General features: G+C 68.5%; 16 protein-coding genes. 12 read left to right on the forward strand and 4 right to left on the reverse strand.

Features of this window, described 5'->3' with window-relative positions:
- Window positions 1-133: 133 nt before the first annotated feature.
- The 5 genes from RZR99_RS02545 (at window position 134) to RZR99_RS02565 (ending at window position 4,423) form a co-directional block, all read left to right on the forward strand.
- Window positions 134-970, forward strand: a complete 837-nt coding sequence (locus RZR99_RS02545; protein ID WP_323118168.1) for an ABC transporter ATP-binding protein — start codon at window positions 134-136, stop codon at window positions 968-970.
- Window positions 967-1,848: an ABC transporter permease gene (locus tag RZR99_RS02550; RefSeq protein ID WP_323118169.1), complete on the forward strand. Its 882-nt coding sequence runs from the start codon at window positions 967-969 to the stop codon at window positions 1,846-1,848. The genes RZR99_RS02545 and RZR99_RS02550 overlap by 4 nt, the downstream gene beginning before the upstream one ends.
- 181 nt (window positions 1,849-2,029) lie before the next feature.
- Window positions 2,030-2,845, forward strand: coding sequence for an ABC transporter substrate-binding protein (locus tag RZR99_RS02555; protein ID WP_323118170.1), 816 nt, complete (start codon window positions 2,030-2,032; stop codon window positions 2,843-2,845).
- 109 nt (window positions 2,846-2,954) lie between these two features.
- On the forward strand, window positions 2,955-3,680 hold the full coding sequence (locus RZR99_RS02560) for an amino acid ABC transporter permease (RefSeq protein ID WP_323118171.1): 726 nt from the start codon (window positions 2,955-2,957) through the stop codon (window positions 3,678-3,680).
- 2 nt (window positions 3,681-3,682) lie between these two features.
- Entirely contained in the window at window positions 3,683-4,423 is a 741-nt protein-coding gene (locus RZR99_RS02565) for an amino acid ABC transporter permease (protein WP_323118172.1), read from the forward strand.
- A gap of 114 nt (window positions 4,424-4,537) precedes the next feature.
- Here the strand turns inward: RZR99_RS02565 and RZR99_RS02570 are convergent, their stop codons facing one another.
- The 4 genes from RZR99_RS02570 to RZR99_RS02585 form a co-directional block, all read right to left on the reverse strand.
- Window positions 4,538-5,191, reverse strand: a complete 654-nt coding sequence (locus RZR99_RS02570) for a phosphoribosyltransferase (protein WP_323118173.1) — start codon at window positions 5,189-5,191, stop codon at window positions 4,538-4,540.
- Between the two features lie 134 nt (window positions 5,192-5,325).
- On the reverse strand, window positions 5,326-6,084 hold the full coding sequence (locus RZR99_RS02575; protein ID WP_323118174.1) for a YoaK family protein: 759 nt from the start codon (window positions 6,082-6,084) through the stop codon (window positions 5,326-5,328).
- A 133-nt stretch (window positions 6,085-6,217) separates the two neighbouring features.
- Window positions 6,218-7,486, reverse strand: coding sequence for a M23 family metallopeptidase (locus RZR99_RS02580; RefSeq protein ID WP_407655393.1), 1,269 nt, complete (start codon window positions 7,484-7,486; stop codon window positions 6,218-6,220).
- 313 nt (window positions 7,487-7,799) lie between these two features.
- Complete coding sequence (locus tag RZR99_RS02585) at window positions 7,800-8,435, reverse strand: TetR family transcriptional regulator (protein WP_323118175.1); 636 nt, start codon at window positions 8,433-8,435, stop codon at window positions 7,800-7,802.
- A gap of 154 nt (window positions 8,436-8,589) precedes the next feature.
- Between RZR99_RS02585 and RZR99_RS02590 the strand changes: the two genes are divergently transcribed.
- The 7 genes from RZR99_RS02590 to RZR99_RS02620 all read left to right on the forward strand — a co-directional run bounded on the left by RZR99_RS02590 (window position 8,590) and on the right by RZR99_RS02620 (window position 19,329).
- On the forward strand, window positions 8,590-9,783 hold the full coding sequence (locus RZR99_RS02590; RefSeq protein WP_323118176.1) for a MexX/AxyX family multidrug efflux RND transporter periplasmic adaptor subunit: 1,194 nt from the start codon (window positions 8,590-8,592) through the stop codon (window positions 9,781-9,783).
- A 13-nt stretch (window positions 9,784-9,796) separates the two neighbouring features.
- Window positions 9,797-12,931: a multidrug efflux RND transporter permease subunit gene (locus RZR99_RS02595; protein ID WP_323118177.1), complete on the forward strand. Its 3,135-nt coding sequence runs from the start codon at window positions 9,797-9,799 to the stop codon at window positions 12,929-12,931.
- Complete coding sequence (locus tag RZR99_RS02600) at window positions 12,931-14,415, forward strand: efflux transporter outer membrane subunit (protein WP_323118178.1); 1,485 nt, start codon at window positions 12,931-12,933, stop codon at window positions 14,413-14,415. Before RZR99_RS02595 ends, RZR99_RS02600 begins: the two co-directional genes overlap by 1 nt.
- Before the next feature lie 124 nt (window positions 14,416-14,539).
- Entirely contained in the window at window positions 14,540-15,436 is an 897-nt protein-coding gene (locus tag RZR99_RS02605) for an alpha/beta hydrolase (protein WP_323118179.1), read from the forward strand.
- A gap of 333 nt (window positions 15,437-15,769) precedes the next feature.
- Window positions 15,770-16,018 (forward strand): hypothetical protein, encoded by a 249-nt coding sequence (locus tag RZR99_RS02610; RefSeq protein ID WP_323118180.1) that lies wholly within the window; start codon window positions 15,770-15,772, stop codon window positions 16,016-16,018.
- 242 nt (window positions 16,019-16,260) lie between these two features.
- Window positions 16,261-16,773 carry a fimbrial protein gene (locus tag RZR99_RS02615; RefSeq protein ID WP_323118181.1) on the forward strand — a complete coding sequence of 171 codons (513 nt, stop codon included), beginning with the start codon at window positions 16,261-16,263 and terminating at the stop codon, window positions 16,771-16,773.
- Window positions 16,774-16,857: 84 nt separating this feature from the next.
- On the forward strand, window positions 16,858-19,329 hold the full coding sequence (locus tag RZR99_RS02620) for a fimbria/pilus outer membrane usher protein (protein ID WP_323118182.1): 2,472 nt from the start codon (window positions 16,858-16,860) through the stop codon (window positions 19,327-19,329).
- The last annotated feature ends 25 nt before the right edge of the window (window positions 19,330-19,354 follow it).

The following is a 19,354-nucleotide window of genomic DNA, read 5'->3' on the forward strand; positions in this document are numbered from 1 at the left end:
GTTGTGCGCAGGGGTCCGGCGCCTTAATCTGAACCCGTAGTTCGTGTGACACCTCCTTGACTGGGATTCTCGCCCGCTTTCGAAGCGGGCTTTTTTTTGGACGATCCCGGCGGGGACCCATGGAGTGGAATCGATGGCAGCCGATCCGTTAAGACGGGTTTCCGGCGGGACGGAATACGCCGCGCCCCGGCCGGCCGAGAGCGACAGGTTGCTCAGGGTCGACCGGGTCTCGCTCGAATACGGTAGCGGCGCGCGGCGGGTGCGGGCAACCCAGGACGTGAGCTTCGACGTGTACGGCGCCGACCGCTTCGTGCTGCTCGGCCCGTCCGGCTGCGGCAAATCCACCTTGCTCAAGGCGATCGCCGGGTTCGTCGCGCCCGTGTCGGGCACCATCGCGCTCGCGGGCGAACCGGTGCGCGGGCCGGGCGCCGATCGCATCGTCGTGTTCCAGGAGTTCGACCAGCTGCCGCCGTGGAAGACGGTGCTGGAAAACGTCGCGTTCGCGCTGCGGATCGCGAAGCGGCTGCCGCGCGACGAGGCCGCCCGCCGCGCCGGCGCGGCGCTAGAGAAGGTCGGCCTGAGCGGCTTCGCCGACGCGTATCCGCATACCCTGTCGGGCGGCATGAAGCAGCGGGTCGCGATCGCCCGCGCGCTGGCGATGGAGCCGCGCGTGCTGCTGATGGACGAGCCGTTCGCGGCGCTCGACGCGCTGACGCGCCGGCGGATGCAGCAGGAACTGCTGCAGCTGTGGGACGACGCGCGTTTCACGCTGCTGTTCGTCACCCATTCGATCGACGAGGCGCTGGTGGTCGGCAATCGGATCCTGCTGCTGTCGCCGCATCCCGGACGCGTTCGCGCGGAACTCAACAGCCACCATTTCAACGAGGACAGCGTCGGGCGAGCGGATTTTCAGCGCGCGGCCGAGCGGATTCACCGCCTGCTGTTCGACGACACGGGAGCGCCCGCATGACCTTGCCCTCGATGCCGCCCGTGCGGGCCGAATACGAAATCGCACTGGCGCCGCTCGTGCCCGACGAACCCGCGCCGGCCGCGCATCGGCGGCCGCTCGCCGGGCGCCTGAGCGATCGAGGCTGGCTGCGCAAGGCGTTGATCGCGCTCGTGCTGATCGGCGTGTGGGAGACCGTGGCGCGGCGGGTCGACAACGACCTGCTGCTGCCGACGTTCGGCGCGACGGCGCGCGCGTTCGTCGACGGCATCGCGAGCGGCGAGCTGATCGGCAAGACCGCGGTGTCGTTCTCGGTGCTGTTGCGCGGCTATGCGCTCGGCGTGGCGTGCGCGTTCGTGCTGACGGCGCTCGCGGCGTCGACGCGAATCGGCCGGGATCTGCTGACGATGCTGACCGCGATGTTCAATCCGCTGCCGTCGATCGCGCTGTTGCCGCTCGCGCTGCTGTGGTTCGGTCTCGGCACCGGCAGCCTGCTGTTCGTGCTGGTGCACGCGGTGCTCTGGCCGCTTGCGCTGAATACGTTCGCGGGCTTCGGCGCGGTGCCCGCCACGCTGCGCATGGTCGGCCGCAACTATGGACTGACCGGCGTGCGGCAGGTGGTCGCGATCCTGATTCCCGCCGCGCTGCCGGCGATCCTCGCGGGGCTGCGGGTCGGCTGGGCCTTCGCGTGGCGCACGCTGATCGCCGCCGAGCTGGTGTTCGGCGCGAGTGCGGGCGGCGGCGGCCTCGGCTGGTACATCTTCCAGAATCGCAACGAGCTGTATACCGACCGCGTGTTCGCCGGACTCGCGGCGGTGATCGTGATCGGCCTGATCGTCGAGCACGGCGTGTTCGACACGCTGGAGCGGCTGACCGTCCGGCGCTGGGGCGTGCAGCATTGACGGCGCCGCGTCCGGGGCGCCCAGGCGAAATAGCAGAAAAGCTGCTGACGACAGCAGCATTTGTTGGTTCGAAAACGGTGCATGCACTGATACGGTGACGGCCTCGCAGCGTCTTTTCGCTGCGTCGACAAATCAGCCGGATCGCGCGTGGTGCGCGCCGGTATAACAAGAGGTCGTATCAATGAAACTCAAGACACTCGCTACCTGGCTCATCGGCTTTTCTCTCGCGGCCGCGCACGTCGCGGCCCAGGCGGACCGCCTCGACGACATCAAGAAAGCGGGCGTGCTGCGCGTCGCCACGTTCGACAGCAATCCGCCCTTCGGCTATGTCGATCCGAAGTCGAACCGCATCGTCGGTCTCGACGTCGACTACGCGAAGGCGCTCGCCGACAAGCTCGGCGTCAAGCTGCAGCTGCAGCCGACCAATCCCGCGAACCGCATTCCGTTCCTGACCTCCGGCAAGGTCGACCTGGTGCTCGCGAACTTCACGATTACCGACGAGCGTGCGAAGCAGGTCGATTTCAGCATTCCGTATTTCTCGTCGGGCCAGCAGTTCCTCGCGAAGAAGGGCGCGCTGAAATCGGCCGATCAGCTGAACAGCCTGCGCATCGGCGCGGACAAGGGCACGACGAACGAGATCACGCTGCGCGACAAGTATCCGCAGGCGACCATCGTCGCCTACGACGACACGCCGTTCGCGTTCGCGGCACTGCGGGCCGGCAACGTGCAGGCAATCACGCAGGACGGTCCGAAGCTGATCGGCCTGCTCGCGAACGTGCCGGACAAGCAGAACTACGAGATTCCCGCGTTCACGATCTCGAACGACTACATGGGTGTCGGCGCGCCGAAGGGCGAAACGCGTCTCGTCGCGTTCGTCAACGACACGCTGAAGGGCCTCGAGGCGAACGGGCGGGCGAACCAGATCTACAACAGCTGGTTCGGCCCGTCCACGAAGACGCCGCTCACGCGGATCTTCAAGATCGGCGACAAGACCTGATCCGGGTCGCGTGCCGTCACGCGGCGAAGGCGCACGACGCCTTCGCCGCTCTCGCATGCCGGCCCGAGGGCCGGCATTGCGCTTCATTCGTGCGACAGGTCGATCGAAGATGGAAGGCTGGCTGGCTCCGAAGTATCTGATGTGGTTGTGGCAGGGCTTCCTGCTGACGCTGGGGCTCGCGGCGGCGGCCGCGCTCGCCGCGACGCTCGCGGGCTTCGCGCTCGCGATCGCGCGTCATGCGCGCGCGGGCTGGCTGCGCCGCGCCGCGAGCGCGTACATCGTCGCGTTCCGCAACACGCCGTTGATCGTGCAGCTGCTGTTCTGGTATTTCGGCGTCGCCGCGCTACTGCCGGAGCCCGTGATCGGGTGGCTGAATGCGCGGCATGCGCTGAGCGTCGGCGGATTCGCGCTGCACTGGCCGTCATTCGAATTCATCGCGGGCTGGGTGGGGTTGAGCCTCTACACCACGGCGTTCGTCGCGGAGGAGTTCCAGGCCGGTCTGCGCGGTGTACCCGTCGGGCAATACCATGCATCGGCCGCGCTGGGGCTCACGCCGCTGCAGGCGTTCCGCTTCGTCGTGCTGCCGCAGGCGGTGCGTATCGCGCTACCGCCGCTGTTCGGGCAATACATGAATCTGATCAAGAATTCGTCGCTGACGATGGCGATCGGCGTCGCCGAGCTGTCGTATGCATCGCGGCAGGTCGAGACCGAAACCTTCCGGACCTTCGCCGCGTTCGGCATCGCGACCGTGCTGTACATCGGTGCGATCGCCGTCGTCGAAGCGTTCGCGCACTGGGCCGCGCACCGGCGCGAGCGGACTTTCGCGGGACGCTGACGATGGATCCCTCGCTGTTCCTCGACAATCTGCCGTACCTGCTGGTCGGCGCGTTTCCCGACGGCCCGCTGGGCGGCGCGGCGCTGTCGCTCGCGCTGGCCGTCGCGTCGGCGCTTGCGTCCGCGCTGCTCGGCGTGCTGGGCGGCGTCGCGCTCGCGCTGTGGCGCGGCTGGCCGCGCGCGGTGCTGCTGATCGTGATCGGTTTTTTTCGCGCGATTCCGGTGCTGATGCTGATCTTCTGGACCTATTTCCTGCTGCCGGTGCTGCTGCATGCCGACGTGCCGGGGCTGGCGGCGGTGGTCTGCGCGCTGTCGCTGATCGGTGGCGCGTATCTCGCGCACTCGGTGCACGCCGGGATTCGCGCGGCGGGCGCGGGGCAGTGGCAGGCGGGCCTGTCGCTCGGGCTCACGCGCGGGCAGACCGTGCGCTACGTGCTGCTGCCGCAGGCGGTGCGGATCATGACGCCGTCGTTCGTCAACCAGTGGGTGTCGCTTGTCAAGGACACGTCGCTGGCCTATATCGTCGGCGTGCCGGAGCTGTCGTTCGTCGCGACGCAGATCAACAACCGGCTGATGGTCTATCCGGCACAGATTTTCCTGTTCGTCGGCGTGATCTACCTGATCCTGTGCACGGCGCTCGATCGCATCGCGACCTGGCTGCTGACTCGCAGCCGGCGCGCGCGTTCGCACGGCGAGCCGCAGCCCGGCGGGGTGCGCCCGGCTTCGAGCGGCGAGCCGGGCTAGGTTGTTTCACGGCCGGATGAGACGGCCGTGCGCCGGTCGAATCGTCGGGCGGTACCGCGATGCGTGACGATCCGGGCCGGGCGCGCGAACCGGTGCGCGTGTCGGCGCGCCGCGCTACTGCGCGATGCGCCGCGCTTCGTCGAGACAGGCGCGGACCACGGTGTCATCTACTTCGCGGAAATCCTCGTAGTACTGTCCGACGCTGAAAAAGAGCGACGGCGCGCGCAGGCAGACGAACGCGTCGATCGGTTCGGCGTCGAATTCCTGCGCGGCGCCGGCCGGCGCGACGGGCACCGCGACGACGAGCATCGCGGGCCGTTGCGCGCGAATCGCGCGCAGCGCGGCTTTCAGCGATGCGCCGGTGGCCATGCCGTCGTCGACCACGATCACGGTGCGCGCGGCAAGATCGAGCGGCGGCTCGCCCGCGCGATAGCGCGCCTCGCGGCGCGTCAGTTCGTCGCGCTCCGCGTTCAGCACCTGGGTGAAATGCGCGTCCGACACCCGTTCCGCCGCGACCACGCCGCGTTCGACGACAAGCACGCCGTTCGCCGCGATCGCGCCCATCGCGAGTTCGCGATGACCCGGCACGCCGAGCTTGCGCACGACACAGATGTCAAACGGCAGGCCGCGCGCCCTGGCGACCTCCCAACCGACCGGCACGCCGCCGCGCGGCAGCGCGAGCACGACGGCGCGGCCCGCGAGCACGCGTTCGGGCAGTGCCTGCGCGAGTTGCCGTCCGGCGTCGAGGCGGTTCTTGAAAACGTGCATCGTCGTGAATGCGTGACGGACCCTCGGCGGGTCCGCCATCCGGCTGTCAAGGACGTTTTCAGTGTAGGTGCGGGACCGCCGCGATGCCAGCCGGTCCGGTGTTGCGATGCGCGGGCCGCGTCACGTCCATCCCGTCAGCGCAGCCGGAAGCGGCCGCGCAGATCGTCGGCCAGCGGCACGGCCGCGAGCACGGCGAGTATCGCGGCGAGCGGGATCGTCGACGCATAGCCGAACCGCTTGAAGCCGATCGCTCCCAGGATGCCGCCGACGAAGAACATGCCGAGCATCACCGACAGCACCCGCAGGCGCGGCAGGTTCGCCGCCACGGGCGGCAGCGTGGCCGCGCTCGCCGCGCGCTTCGGATAGCACAGCTTGCCCAGTTCGATGCCGATGTCGGTGACCATGCCGGTCACGTGGGTGGTGCGGATCTCCGCGTTGGAGAGCTTCGTGATCATCGCGTTCTGCAAACCCATGATGAAGCACAGCAGGATCACGGTGAGCGGCGCGAACAGCGGGCGGTGCGCGGCGAGCTGGCTGCCGAGCAGCCCGAACGCGAGCAGCAGCGCCGCTTCGACGAGAAGGGGCGACGCATACTGGCTCTGCAGCCCGCGCCGGCGGCCCCAGTTGACGAGGATCGCGGACGACGCGGCGCCGGTTGCGAACGACAACAGCGCGGCGACGCCCGACAGCACCAGCACGAGGTCGCCCAGCGCGGCGTTGTCGGCGATCGCCGACACGATGCCGCTCATGTGCGACGTGTATTGATGGACCGCGAGGAAGCCGCCCGCGTTGGCGGCGCCCGCGACGAACGCGAGCGAGAAGCCGAGGTGGCGATTGCCGCTGAGGCTGCGGTCCTTGCCGGCAAGGCTGCGGAAATAATGCGAGGGCGCCATCGGGTCGTTCCATCCTTGACGAACGCGCCGCCGGGGGGCGGCAACCGGTTGCGCCGCGCGATGCGACAGGCGCGCGGCGCAAGCCGATGATCATAGCGAAGCGCGGGCGGCTCCACCAGTCCGCGCGCCGAGGTCAGGACGCCGTGTAATGCGTATTGAAGATCGCCCGAAGCGTCGATTCGTCGCGCGCGAAATCGGCCCACAGCGGCGGATCGATCTGCGCGAAGCCGAGCGGCTGCGCGGCGATCGACGCCAGTGCCAGGCGGGTTTCGCCCAACTGATGCCGGAACGCGGTCATCTGCATGCCGGACAGCGTGTTTTGCGCCTGAGCGAGCGTGACGAGCGGATCGACCGGCTGGTCGGCGATCCGCACCTCGAAATGCAGGTGCGGACCCGTGGCGGCGCCCGTCGAGCCGACCGAGCCGAGCCGTTGCCCCTGCGCGAGATCCTGGCCGGTTTTCAGGCCCGGCGCGAATGCCGACAGATGCGCGTAGTAGGTCGAGTAGCCGCCCGGATGATCGACGACCACGTACTTGCCGTAGCCGCCCGGATCGGTGCCGACGAACGATACGACGCCGTTTGCCGCGGCATTGACGCGCGTGCCGCGCGGCGCGGCGAGATCGACGCCGGTATGCACCTGGCGCAGATGCGATAGCGGATGGATGCGTTCGCCGAAGTACGAGCTGATGCGGGTGCTGATGACGGGCATCGTGAAGGCGGCGCCCTCGAGCGGACTGCCGTCGAACGCGTAGTACGCGCCTTGCGCGTCGCCGGGCGGCTTGAACCAGAGCGCGCCGAACGCGCGGCCCGCGACGCGCAGCTCGATGGCCGTCACGCGCGGCTTGCCCGATGCGGTGTCGAACGCGATGCGGTAGCGGTCGCCGGGCTGCGCGGGCGCGCGCATCTTCACCTTGCCGGAGATCAGGTCGCCGATCTGGATCCGCACTTCGGGCGGCAGGTCGACGTGGTTCAGCGTGTCGGCGAGCGTGCGGTCGATGTCGCCCGCGCGCAGGCCCGGATCGGCGGGCGCGGCGTCGGGCGTCAGCGCGAACATCGCGCCGCCGTACCCGAGCAGGTCGTTGCGATGCGCGGTGAGCGTCGCGAACAGGCCCGGCGGCGCGGTGCGGTCCGCCACCAGTTGCGCAAGCTCGTTCGACACGAACTGCTGCGCGCTCGGGAACGGCGTATCGGCGAGCACGCGCTGCGGCGTGCTCGCCGCGCGGTCGAGCGCGGCCGCCGGTGGTTTCGAGACGGCCGGCAGCGCGGCCGCGAGCCCGAGCGCGAGCAACGCGCCGAACGCGCCCGCGGCGGGCCAGGGCCGACGGATCGGACGGGCGCGCGGCGCGGCGGCGCCGGCACGGATCGGGGCGGCGGGGACGGGCAATTCAGTAGGCTTGGCCAAAAGGGGTCCACATCCTTGAAAAGACGAATTCGGGCGAAAAAGGGTGTGGGCAAGCAGGCTGCGCGCGACGGCGGCGGCTTCGCGCACCGGCGGCACAGAGGCGTTCAACGAAGCGGGACGCGATCGGATCGGACCTGTTTCGCGCCGTTCGGCCCATCAACGCGGACGAGGTCCGCTCCGAACGGCGATCCATCTTGGGCGGGTAAAAACCAGCGGGGGAGAATCGACGCTAGTAGAAGTGACCCGGCGACCGCGCCGGTTGTTCCTCGAACTAGTTCGAATATATAAAAGGGGCAGAGCCGTGCGGCGCTGCTCAGACGGCGCGCCGCCGTAGCGCGGGCGAGCCGTGCAGGGTATCGATGCCGGCGTCGAGCATCGCCTCGGCGTCGGTCCAGCGGTCGCCGCGCAGCCGCGTGGTCCAGATCATCGAGCCGAAGATCCCTTCGAGCAGCGACAGGAAATAAACGCCCGCGAGGTGGATGTCGACGGCCGCGTCGAGGTCGCCCGCTGCGACGGCGCGCCGCAGCAGCGCCTTGGCGATCCGCAGCGTCTGCATTTCGTACAGCGTGCGCCGGCGCAGCAGCGGCGCGTTCTCGTCGCTCTGCTCGCATTTCATGTAGAGGATTTCGAGCACGCGCTGCATCGAGCCCGGCTCGCCGCATTGCTGCAGATAGTGGGAGGCGGCGAGGCGCAGCGTGACGAGCGCGGGCCGCTCGTCGCCCAGCTCGAAACCCTCCGCCGCACGCGAGAACGCGCGGTCGCACATCGCGAGGCATACCTCGATCTTGTTCTTGTAGTGCCCGTAGACCGCGCCGCGCGACATGCCGGCTGCCTCCGCGAGATCGGCCATCGCGGTCTGCGCCACGCCCTTGTCGAGCAGCACCAGTTCCGCCGCGTCGAGGATGCGGTTTCTGGTGTTCAGCGATTCTTCCCTGGTTTTACGGGCCATATCGAACCTCTCCCTTACGATTTGCTGTCGTTTTCTAGCGACACGCAGACAAGCAGCTACAAAACGACACTTTATTCAATCAGTCATGACTGATTATAATCGCTCGCTCTGAACGGCCCGCATTGTACGGGCTGAGTCGATGTTGAGGATTCTCATGAAAAATAAACGTGCTGTCGTGCGCCCCCCGTTGTTGCTGATCCTCGCCGCGGTCCTGTTCGCCGCCGGCTGCGGCAAGCGCGATGGCGGCGAGGCGGCGGCACAGCCGCGCCCGGCCACCGTCGTCACCGTGCACACGGCGCCCGTCCCGCTGTCGGTCGAGCTGCCGGGCCGGCTCGAGGCTTACCGGCAGGCCGAGGTGCGCGCGCGGGTCGCGGGCATCGTGACCGCGCGCCCCTACCAGGAAGGCCAGGAGGTGAAGGCGGGCGCGGTGCTGTTCCGGATCGATCCCGCGCCGCTCCAGGCGGCGCGCGACGCCGCCGAGGGCGCGCTCGCGAAGGCGCAGGCGGCGCTGCTCGCGGCCGCCGACAAGCGCCGCCGCTACGACGATCTGGTGCGCGACCGCGCGGTCAGCGAGCGGGACCAGACCGAGGCGGTGGCGGACGAACGCCAGGCGCGCGCGGCGGTGACGTCGGCGCAGGCGGATCTGGCGCGCGCGAAGCTGCAGCTCGGCTATGCGACCGTCACCGCGCCGATCGACGGCCGCGCCCGCCGCGCGCTCGTCACCGAGGGCGCGCTGGTCGGCCAGGATCAGGCGACCCCGCTCACGACCGTCGAGCAGCTCGACCCGATCTACGTGAACTTCTCGCAGCCCGCCGCCGATGTCGACGCGCTGCGGCACGCCGTGCGCAGCGGCCGCGCGGCCGGGATCGCGCAGCAGGACATCGAGGTGACGCTGCTGCGCGCCGACGGCACGCCGTATTCGCACAAAGGCAAGCTGCTGTTCGCGGATCTCGCGGTCGATCCGGCCACCGACACGGTGGCGATGCGCGCGCTGTTCCCGAATCCGGACCGCGACCTGCTGCCGGGCGCCTATGTGCGCATCGCGCTCGATCGCGCGATCGAGCGCAACGCGATTCTCGTGCCGCGCGACGCCGTGCTGCGCAGCGCCGACCACGCGGCAGTGAAGGTCGTCGGCCAAGACGGCAAGATCCGCGACGTCACGGTCGAGACCGCGCAGATGAAGGGCGCCGAATGGCTGATCACGCGCGGGCTGCAAGGCGGCGAACGCGTGGTGGTCGACAACGCGGCCCAGTTCGAGGCCGGCGCCGCCGTGAAGGCGGTCGAGCGCGGCGCGGCGGCCCCGGCCGGCGCTTCCGCGGCGCATGCCGCCGCTCCAGGCAACACCTAATCAGACGCACACCATGGCTCGTTTCTTTATCGATCGCCCCGTCTTCGCGTGGGTGATCTCGCTGTTCATCATGATGGGCGGCCTGTTCGCGATCCGTTCGCTGCCGATTGCGCAGTACCCGGACATCGCGCCGCCCGTCGTCAGTATCTATGCGGCCTATCCGGGCGCGTCGGCGCAGGTCGTCGAGGAGTCGGTCACGGCCGTGATCGAGCGCGAAATGAATGGCGCGCCCGGTCTGCTGTATACATCCGCGACCAGCAGCGCCGGTTCGGCGTCGCTCACGCTCACCTTCAAGCAGGGCGTGAACGCGGATCTGGCGGCGGTCGAGGTGCAGAACCGCCTGAAGACCGTCGAGGCGCGGCTGCCGGAACCGGTGCGGCGCGACGGCATCCAGGTCGAGAAGGCGGCGGACAACATCCAGCTCGTCGTGTCGCTCACCTCGGAAGACGGCCGCATGGGCGCGGTGCCGCTCGGCGAATACGCATCCGCGAACGTCGTGCAGGCGCTGCGCCGCGTCGAGGGCGTCGGCAAGGTGCAGTTCTGGGGCGCCGAGTACGCGATGCGGATCTGGCCGGACCCGGTGAAGCTGGCCGGGCTCGACCTGAGCGCGTCCGACATCGCGTCGGCCGTGCGCGCGCATAACGCGCGCGTGACGATCGGCGACATCGGCCGCAGCGCGGTGCCCGACAGCGCGCCGATCGCGGCCACGGTACTCGCCGACGCGCCGCTGCGCACGCCCGAGGATTTCGGCGCGATCACGCTGCGCAGCCGCGCCGACGGTTCGGCGCTGTTCCTGCGCGACGTCGCGCGGATCGAGTTCGGCGGCAACGACTACAACTATCCGTCCTACGTGAACGGCAAGACCGCGACCGGGATGGGGATCAAGCTCGCGCCGGGCTCCAACGCGGTCGCGACCGAGAAGCGCGTGCGCGCGACGATGGACGACCTGTCGAAGTATTTTCCGCCGGGCGTCAAGTATCAGATTCCGTACGAGACCTCGTCGTTCGTCCGGGTATCGATGCAGAAGGTCGTGACGACGCTGATCGAGGCGGGCGTGCTGGTGTTCGCGGTGATGTTCCTGTTCATGCAGAACTTCCGCGCGACGCTGATCCCGACGCTGGTGGTGCCGGTCGCGCTGCTCGGCACGTTCGGCGTGATGTACGCGGCGGGCTTCTCGATCAACGTGCTCACCATGTTCGGCATGGTGCTCGCGATCGGCATCCTGGTCGACGACGCGATCGTCGTCGTCGAGAACGTCGAACGGCTGATGGTCGAGGAGAAGCTGTCGCCGTACGACGCCACCGTGAAGGCGATGGGCCAGATCAGCGGCGCGATCATCGGCATCACGGTCGTGCTGACCTCGGTGTTCGTGCCGATGGCGTTCTTCGGCGGCGCGGTGGGCAACATCTACCGCCAGTTCGCGATGGCGCTCGCGGTGTCGATCGGCTTCTCCGCGTTCCTCGCGCTGTCGCTCACGCCCGCGCTGTGCGCGACGCTGCTGAAGCCCGTATCCGGCGAGCACCACGAGAAGCAGGGCTTCTTCGGCTGGTTCAACCGCTTCGTCGCGCGTTCGACCGACCGCTACTCGCGGCGTGTCGGTCAGCTGTTGGCGAAACCGCTGCGCTGGCTCGCGGTGTACGGCGGGCTGACGGCGGCGGCGGTGCTGATGATGACGCAGCTGCCGACCGCGTTCCTGCCCGACGAGGACCAGGGCAACTTCATGGTGATGGTGATCCGCCCGCAAGGCACGCCGCTCGCCGAGACGATGCAGAGCGTGAAGCAGGTCGAGCAGTACGTGCGCGGCGAGGAGCCCGCCGCGTACACGTTCGCGCTCGGCGGGTACAACCTGTACGGCGAGGGCCCGAACGGCGGGATGATCTTCGTCACGCTGAAGAACTGGAAGGAGCGCAAGCGCGCGCACGATCAGGTGCAGGCGATCGTCGCGCGGATCAACGCGCGCTTCGCGGACACGCCGAACACGATGGTGTTCGCGATGAATTCGCCGGCGCTGCCGGATCTCGGTTCGACGGGCGGTTTCGACTTCCGGTTGCAGGATCGCAGCGGGATCGGCTACACGGCGCTCGTCGCCGCGCGCGAAAAGCTGCTCGCCGACGGCCACAAGAACCCGGTGCTGACCGACCTGATGTTCGCCGGCACGCAGGAGGCGCCTCAGCTGAAGCTCGACATCGATCGCGTGAAGGCGTCGGCGCTCGGCGTGTCGATGGACGAGATCAACACGACGCTCGCGGTGATGTTCGGCTCCGACTACATCGGCGACTTCATGCACGGCACCCAGGTGCGGCGCGTGATCGTACAGGCGGACGGCCGCCACCGGATCGACCCGGACGACGTGCAGAAGCTGCGCGTGCGCAATGCGAAGGGCGGGATGGTGCCGCTGTCGGCGTTCGCGACGATGCACTGGACCATGGGCCCGCCGCAGCTGACCCGCTACAACGGCTATCCGTCGTTCACGATCAACGGTTCGTCGGCGCACGGCCACAGCAGCGGCGAGGCGATGGCGGCGCTCGAGCAGATCGCGGCGCGGCTGCCGGGCGGCGTAGGCTTTGCGTGGTCGGGCCAGTCGTTCGAGGAGCGGCTGTCGGGCGCGCAGGCGCCGATGCTGTTCGCGCTGTCGGTGCTGGTGGTGTTCCTCGCGCTCGCGGCGCTGTACGAAAGCTGGTCGATCCCGTTCGCGGTGATGCTGGTGGTGCCGCTCGGCGTGATCGGCGCGGTGCTGGGCGTCACGCTGCGCGGGATGCCGAACGATATCTATTTCAAGGTGGGACTGATCGCGACGATCGGCTTGTCCGCGAAGAACGCGATCCTGATCGTCGAGGTGGCGAAGGATCTGTACGCGCAGGGCATGTCGCTCGGCGACGCGGCGCGCGAAGCCGCGCGGCTGCGGCTGCGCCCGATCGTGATGACGTCGCTCGCCTTCGGCGTCGGCGTGCTGCCGCTCGCGTTCGCGTCCGGTGCGGCGTCGGGCGCGCAGACGGCGATCGGCACCGGGGTGCTGGGCGGCGTGATCACCGCGACGGTGTTCGCGATTTTCCTGGTTCCGCTGTTTTTCGTGGTCGTCGGCCGCGTGTTCCATGTCGGCCCGCGCCGGCGCGGCAACACGCCGGCGGCCGCGATGGAGACGAAGTGATGAAACACGGGTACAGCGGCGCAGGCCGCCTCCCCATTCGCCGTGCGGCGCCGGGCTGGGCCGCCGTGTTCGCGGCCGCGCTGCTGGCGGGTTGCACGCTCGCGCCGCGCTACGAACGGCCGGCCGCGCCGGTGCCGGCGTCCTACATGACGTCGCCCGGCGCGGCGGCGACGGCCTCGCCGGACGCCGCCGCGCCGGCGCGCGATGCGCTGCTCGACGACTGGCGCGGCTATTTCACCGAGCCGTCGTTGCGGACGCTGATCGACGCGGCGCTCGCGAACAACCGCGACCTGCGCGTCGCCACCCTGCGGGTGCAGGAAGCGCGCGGGCTGTACGGCATCGCGCGCGCCGACCGGCTGCCGTCGGTCGACGGCAACCTCGGCTACGAGCGCACCCGGCAATACGATCCGGTGGTGCGCGAAAGCGCGGTGAACAGCCTGTACCGCGCCGGGGTGGGCGTGAGCGCGTTCGAGCTGGATCTGTTCGGCCGCGTGAAGAGCCTGTCGGACGCGGCGCTTGCCGAGTACTTCGCTACGGAGGAAGCGCAGCGCGCGGCGCGGATCAGCCTGATCGCGGGCGTGGCGTCGGCCTATGTGGCCGAGCGCGCGCTCGTCGACCAGCTGACGCTCGCGAACCGGACGCTGGAGGCCCGCGAACGAAGCTATGCGCTCACTCAGCGCCGCTACGCGGCGGGCACCAGCACGGCGATCGAGCTGCGCACGGCGGAGATGCTGGTGGCATCGGCGCGCGCGTCGCAGGCGGCGATCGCGCGCGAGCACACCGGCGCCGTGAGCGCGCTGCAACTGCTTACCGGCGACTTCACGCAGACCGTGCCGGCCGGCGCGCCCGCGCTCGACGAATTCGCGGTGGCGCCGGTCGCGGCGGGGCTGTCGTCCGACCTGCTGGCGCGGCGGCCGGACATCCGTCAGGCCGAGGCGCGCCTGATCGCGGCCAACGCCAACATCGGCGCGGCGCGCGCCGCGTTCTTCCCGCGCGTCACGCTGACCACCGACATCGGTTCGGTCAGCGACACCTTCGCGAACCTGTTCTCGGGCGGGACGGGCGTGTGGTCGTTCGCGCCGCGGCTCACGCTGCCGATTTTCGCGGGAGGCCGCAATCGCGCGAACCTCGACGTCGCGCAGGCGCGCAAGCACATCGCGGTCGCCGAGTACGAGAAGTCGATCCAGACCGCGTTCCGCGAGGTGGCCGACGCGCTCGCCGCGCGCGACCAGATCGACGCGCAGCTCGCCGCGCAGAAAGCGGTCTACGGCGCCGACGCCGAGCGGCTGAGGCTGGCCGAGCGGCGCTACGGCGGTGGGGTGGCGAGCTATCTGGAACTGCTCGACGCGCAGCGCAGCACGTTCGAATCGGGTCAGGAACTGATCCGCCTGAAGCAACTGCGGCTGACCAACGCGATCACGCTGTACCGCGCGCTGGGCGGCGGGTGGTCGCGCGCAGAATGCGCGGAGACCGGCTGCGCGTGACGCGCGGCCGGCGCGGAGCCGCGTAACGAGCCGACGCTTGTTCGTTAAATTGGGTAATGTATCGCGCGTCATCGGATTAGTACGATGGCGTGTTGATCGATCAATTCATCGGACGGGCACGAGCATGTCGGCTTCAATCTGGAATCGGCGGGCGGCGGCGGGGGTGCTGTGCGCCGCGCTGTCGGCGGGATTCGTGACGGGCGTGCGCGCCCAGCAGGCGCAGGCGGGCGACCCCGTGCCGGAGATGCCCGCCGGTTCGGCGGCGCTCACGGCCGGTATCGACGGCGCGACGCTGCCGGTGTTCACTTACCGGCCCGAATCATGCGCGCCGAAGATGCTGATGCTGGTATTCCACGGTGTCGCGCGCAACGCCGCCGACTATCGCGATCATGCGAAGCCGCTCGCGGACCGGGTCTGCGCGATCGTCATCGCCCCGCAATTCGACCAGGAACACTATCCGCGCGATGCCTATCAATACGGCGGCGTGCAGACGGGCGGCGCGCGGACCGTCGACCTGGTGCCGCGCCTGGCCGACTGGGGCCGGCGCGCGGCGGGGATGCCGGCGCTGCCGCTGGTGCTGATCGGACACTCGGCGGGCGCACAGTTCGTCGACCGGGTCGCCGCCTATTCGCAATCGGGCGCAGCGCGGATCGTGATCGCGAATCCGTCGACGTGGGTGATGGCGCGCCGCACGGACGACGTGCCGTTCGGCTTCGGCGCGTACGGCTCGTCGAGCAGGCAGGAAGCGGCGCTGCGCGCGTATCTGCAGCAGCCGATCACGGTTTTGCTCGGCACGGACGACGTGCACGCGCATCATCTCGCGCGCGGCAAGGAGGCGATGGCGCAGGGGCCGAACCGTTTCGCGCGCGGGCTCAATGCGTTCCATACCGCGCAGGCGACGGCGCGCAGCAAGGGCTGGGCGTTCGAGTGGCGGCTGCTGGAAGTGCCGGGGGTCGGACACGATGCCGCCGGGATGTTCGCGTCGCCGGAAGCGGAGCGGGCTGTCGCGGGGGTGCGCTAGCAACAGGGATCGACGCGAACCGGCGCGGAATGCGCCGACGGCTGTCACGGACAGCCGTTTTTTTTGCGCCGGATTTTTTCGATGCGCTTCAACGCGCGCAAACGGTTGCTTCCCCGCGAAGCTTGACCGGACAAGGCTATCCAGCCGGCTCCAAGCTTGCGTCGATGATGCAATGGCACGGCGAGGACGGCGCTTCGCCGCGCACGCTCCGGGCCGATCGCGCGATCGGCCCGGCCTCGCGGGGCGCCAACCAGTGCGCGATCGCGCACTGGTTGGCGCCCCGCGAGGCCGGGCCGATCGCGCGAACGGCCCGTCCTCGCTGGAAGCAAACGTGTGCGCGATCGCGCACTGGTTGGCGCCCCGCGAGGCCGGGCCGATCGCGCGATCGGCCCGTCCTCGCTGGAAGCAAACGATTGCGCGATCGCGCACGACCGCGGCGCAATGTCGCGCTCGTTGCAAGCTGACAACGCTTACAGCTTGCGTCAGTTAAAAAAATATTTCCTGACGGTCGTCGCGTCGCGCGATCGTCTGTCCCCCGTTCCTGAAGTCATTCGTATGAAACTCCAATGCCGTTGCCGGTAAAGGATTTAAAGCATATTGATCGGTAATCCTGAGGAGTTTTAAAAGCCCGATTCAACCATGTCGAATGGCCGGATTTCACTGCGAATCTTTCGATTGTTATTCAATATTTTGACAATGCTTTACAGAATACTTTCGTACTTGTCCGAATAATGCAGGGGTCGCGACGGATAGGGAGCGGTCTTGCGCTGCTGTTCGCGTCTGACATTCCATCAACTTAATTTGCAATCCTTACGGAATCGGCTATGAAAAAAGCACTTCTGTCCGCCGCTGTCTGCGCAGCGATGTCCACCTCGGCATTCGCTGCCGGCACCGGCACCATCAACTTCACGGGCGAGATCGTGGCGGGCGCGTGCGGTATCGACGCGGGTTCGCTGGACCAAACCGTGCGTCTCGGCTTCGTGCCGACCAACAAGTTCAAGGCAGCCGGCGACAAGTCGACCCCGCAGAACTTCGACATCAAGCTGACCGACTGCGACACCAGCATCGCGAAGAACGCGTACTTCAAGTTCACGGGCACGTCGAACTCGATCCAGCCGAAGCTGCTCGCGACGGTCGGTTCGGCGACCAACGTCGGCATCCGCCTGCAAGCGTCGTCGGGCGAATACCTCGACAACGGTGCGGAGCAGAAGGGCCCGGTCGTGCTGAGCAACGGCACGAACGTCGCGCGCTTCGCCGCGATGTACGAAGCGACGGCAGCCGGCGTCACGCCGGGTACGGCCGACGGCGTGGCGAACTTCACGGTTCGCTACCAGTAAGCCTGCGTCACGCGGGAAGGGCATCACGCCCTTCCTGTCTTTCCCTTTCTCGAGATTTCCCTCCCCGTTTTCGGTAGCGTCGGCGTGCGAATCAGATATTCCTCCCTTTGTGTCTCCGTGCTGATCGTCGGCAGTCAGGCCCAGGCGACGGAATTCAATTCGTCGTTCCTCAGCATCGACGGGTCGAACAACGTCGACCTGTCGCAGTTCTCGCAAGCGGACTTCACGCTGCCGGGATCGTACCTGCTCGACGTGCAGGTCAACGACCTGTTCTACGGGCTGCAATCCGTCGATTTCGTCGCCGACGGCGAGTCGGCCGGCGGCCGGCCGTGCCTGCGCCCGGACCTGGTCGCGCAATTCGGCCTCAAGCCGTCGCTCGTCAAGGACATGCCGCGTTTTCACGGCGGCCAGTGCGCGGACCTGAGCGCGGTCGAAGGCGTGACGATCCGCTACATGAAAGGCGAGGGCCGGCTCAAGATCACGATTCCGCAGGCGGCGCTCGAATACACCGATGCGTACTACCTGCCGCCCGAACGCTGGAGCGAAGGCATCGACGGCGCGATGCTCGACTATCGCGTGATCGCGAACGCGAACCGCACGCTCGGCAACGGCGCGCAACAGAACAACTCGGTCCAGGCGTATGGGACGGTCGGCGCGAACTGGGGCGCGTGGCGTTTCCGCGGCGACTACCAGGCGCAGACCAATGCAGGACGCTCCGCGTACGCGGAGCGGAATTTCCGTTTCAGCCAGCTGTACGCGTATCGCGCGCTGCCGTCGCTGCAGTCGACGGTGTCGTTCGGCGAGATCTACGTCAGCTCGGACATCTTCGACACGCTGTCGATGTCGGGCGCGGCGATCCGCAGCGACGACCGGATGCTGCCGCCGTCGATGCGCGGCTATGCGCCGCTGATCACGGGCGTCGCGCGCACGAGCGCGACCGTGAAGGTGATGCAGCAGGGCCGCGTGCTGTACATGACGAAGGTTTCGCCCGGCGCGTTCGCGCTGCAGAACATCAACACCAGCGTACAGGGCACGCTCGACGTGATCGTCGAGGAAGAGGACGGCACCACCCAGCGTTTCCAGGTGACCACCGCGTCGGTGCCGTTTCTCGCGCGCGAAGGCCAGCTGCGCTACAAGGCCGCGGTCGGCAAGCCGCGCCTGTTCGGCGGCGCGGGCATCACGCCGTGGTTCGGCTTCGCGGAAGCCGCCTATGGCTTGCCGTTCGACGTGACGGTCTACGGCGGCCTGATCGCCGCGTCCGGCTACACGTCGCTCGCGCTCGGCCTCGGCCGGGATTTCGGCAGCTTCGGCGCGCTGTCGGCGGACGTCACCCACGCGCGCGCGACGCTGTGGTGGAACGGCCAGACCCGCAACGGCAACTCGTATCGGGTCAACTATTCGAAGCACTTCGACGCGCTCGACGCGGACGTGCGCTTCGCCGGCTATCGGTTCTCCGATCGCAACTACACGAATTTCCAGCAGTTCGCGGGCGACCCGACGGCGTACGGCCTCGCGAACAGCAAGCAGCGCTATTCGGCGATGCTGTCGAAGCGCTTCGGCGACACGTCGAGCTACCTCTCGTACGACCAGACGACCTACTGGTCGCGGCCGTCCGACCAGCGTATCGGCGTGACGCTGACCCGCGCGTTCTCGTTCAGCGGGCTGCGCAGCGTGAGCGTGAGCCTGTCGGCGTTCCGCACGCAGGGCGCGGCCGGCAACGGCAACCAGTTTTCCGTGACGGCGACGCTGCCGCTCGGCGAGCGCCAGACCCTCACGTCGAGCGTGACGACCGGCATGGGCAGCACCAGCGTGAACGCCGGCTATATCTACGACGACCTGCAGGGCCGCTCGTACCAGCTGTACGGCGGCACGACGGACGGCCGCGCGTCGGGGAACGCGAGCTTCCGCCAACGCACCTCGTCGTACCAGCTGATCGCGCAGGCGGCCACGGTCGCGAACGCGTACGTATCGGCGTCGCTCGAGGTCGACGGCTCGTTCGTCGCGACCCGGCACGGCGTGGCGGCGCACGCGAACGGCAACGCGGGCGATACCCGTCTGCTGGTGTCGACCGACGGCGTGCCCGACGTGCCGCTGTCCGGCTCGTTCACGCGCTCGAACCGGCAGGGCTATGCGGTGCTCGACAGCATTTCGCCGTACAACGTGTACGACGCGACGGTGAACGTCGAGAAGCTGCCGCTCGAAACGCAGGTCACGAATCCGATCCAGCGGATGGTGCTGACGGACGGCGCGATCGGCTTCGTGAAGTTCAACGCCGCGCGCGGCCGCAACCTGTTCCTGACGCTGACGGAACCGGGCGGCAAGGATGTGCCGTTCGGCGCATCGGTGCAGGATGCGGACAACGGCAAGGAACTCGGCATCGTGGGCGAGCAGGGCGCGGCCTACCTGACCCAGGTTCAGCCGAAGTCGAAGATCGTCGTGCGCGCCGGCTCGCGGACGATCTGCACGCTCGACGTCGTGCCGGACCAGCTGCAACTCGAAGGCACGCCGATCCCGGTCGTCTGCCAACCCGGAGGCGAGCCGCAGGCGGCCCGCTGATCGAACCGATTGATGAATTGAATGG

It is taken from the genome of Burkholderia alba (assembly GCF_034721475.1).
Lineage (GTDB): Bacteria > Pseudomonadota > Gammaproteobacteria > Burkholderiales > Burkholderiaceae > Burkholderia > Burkholderia alba.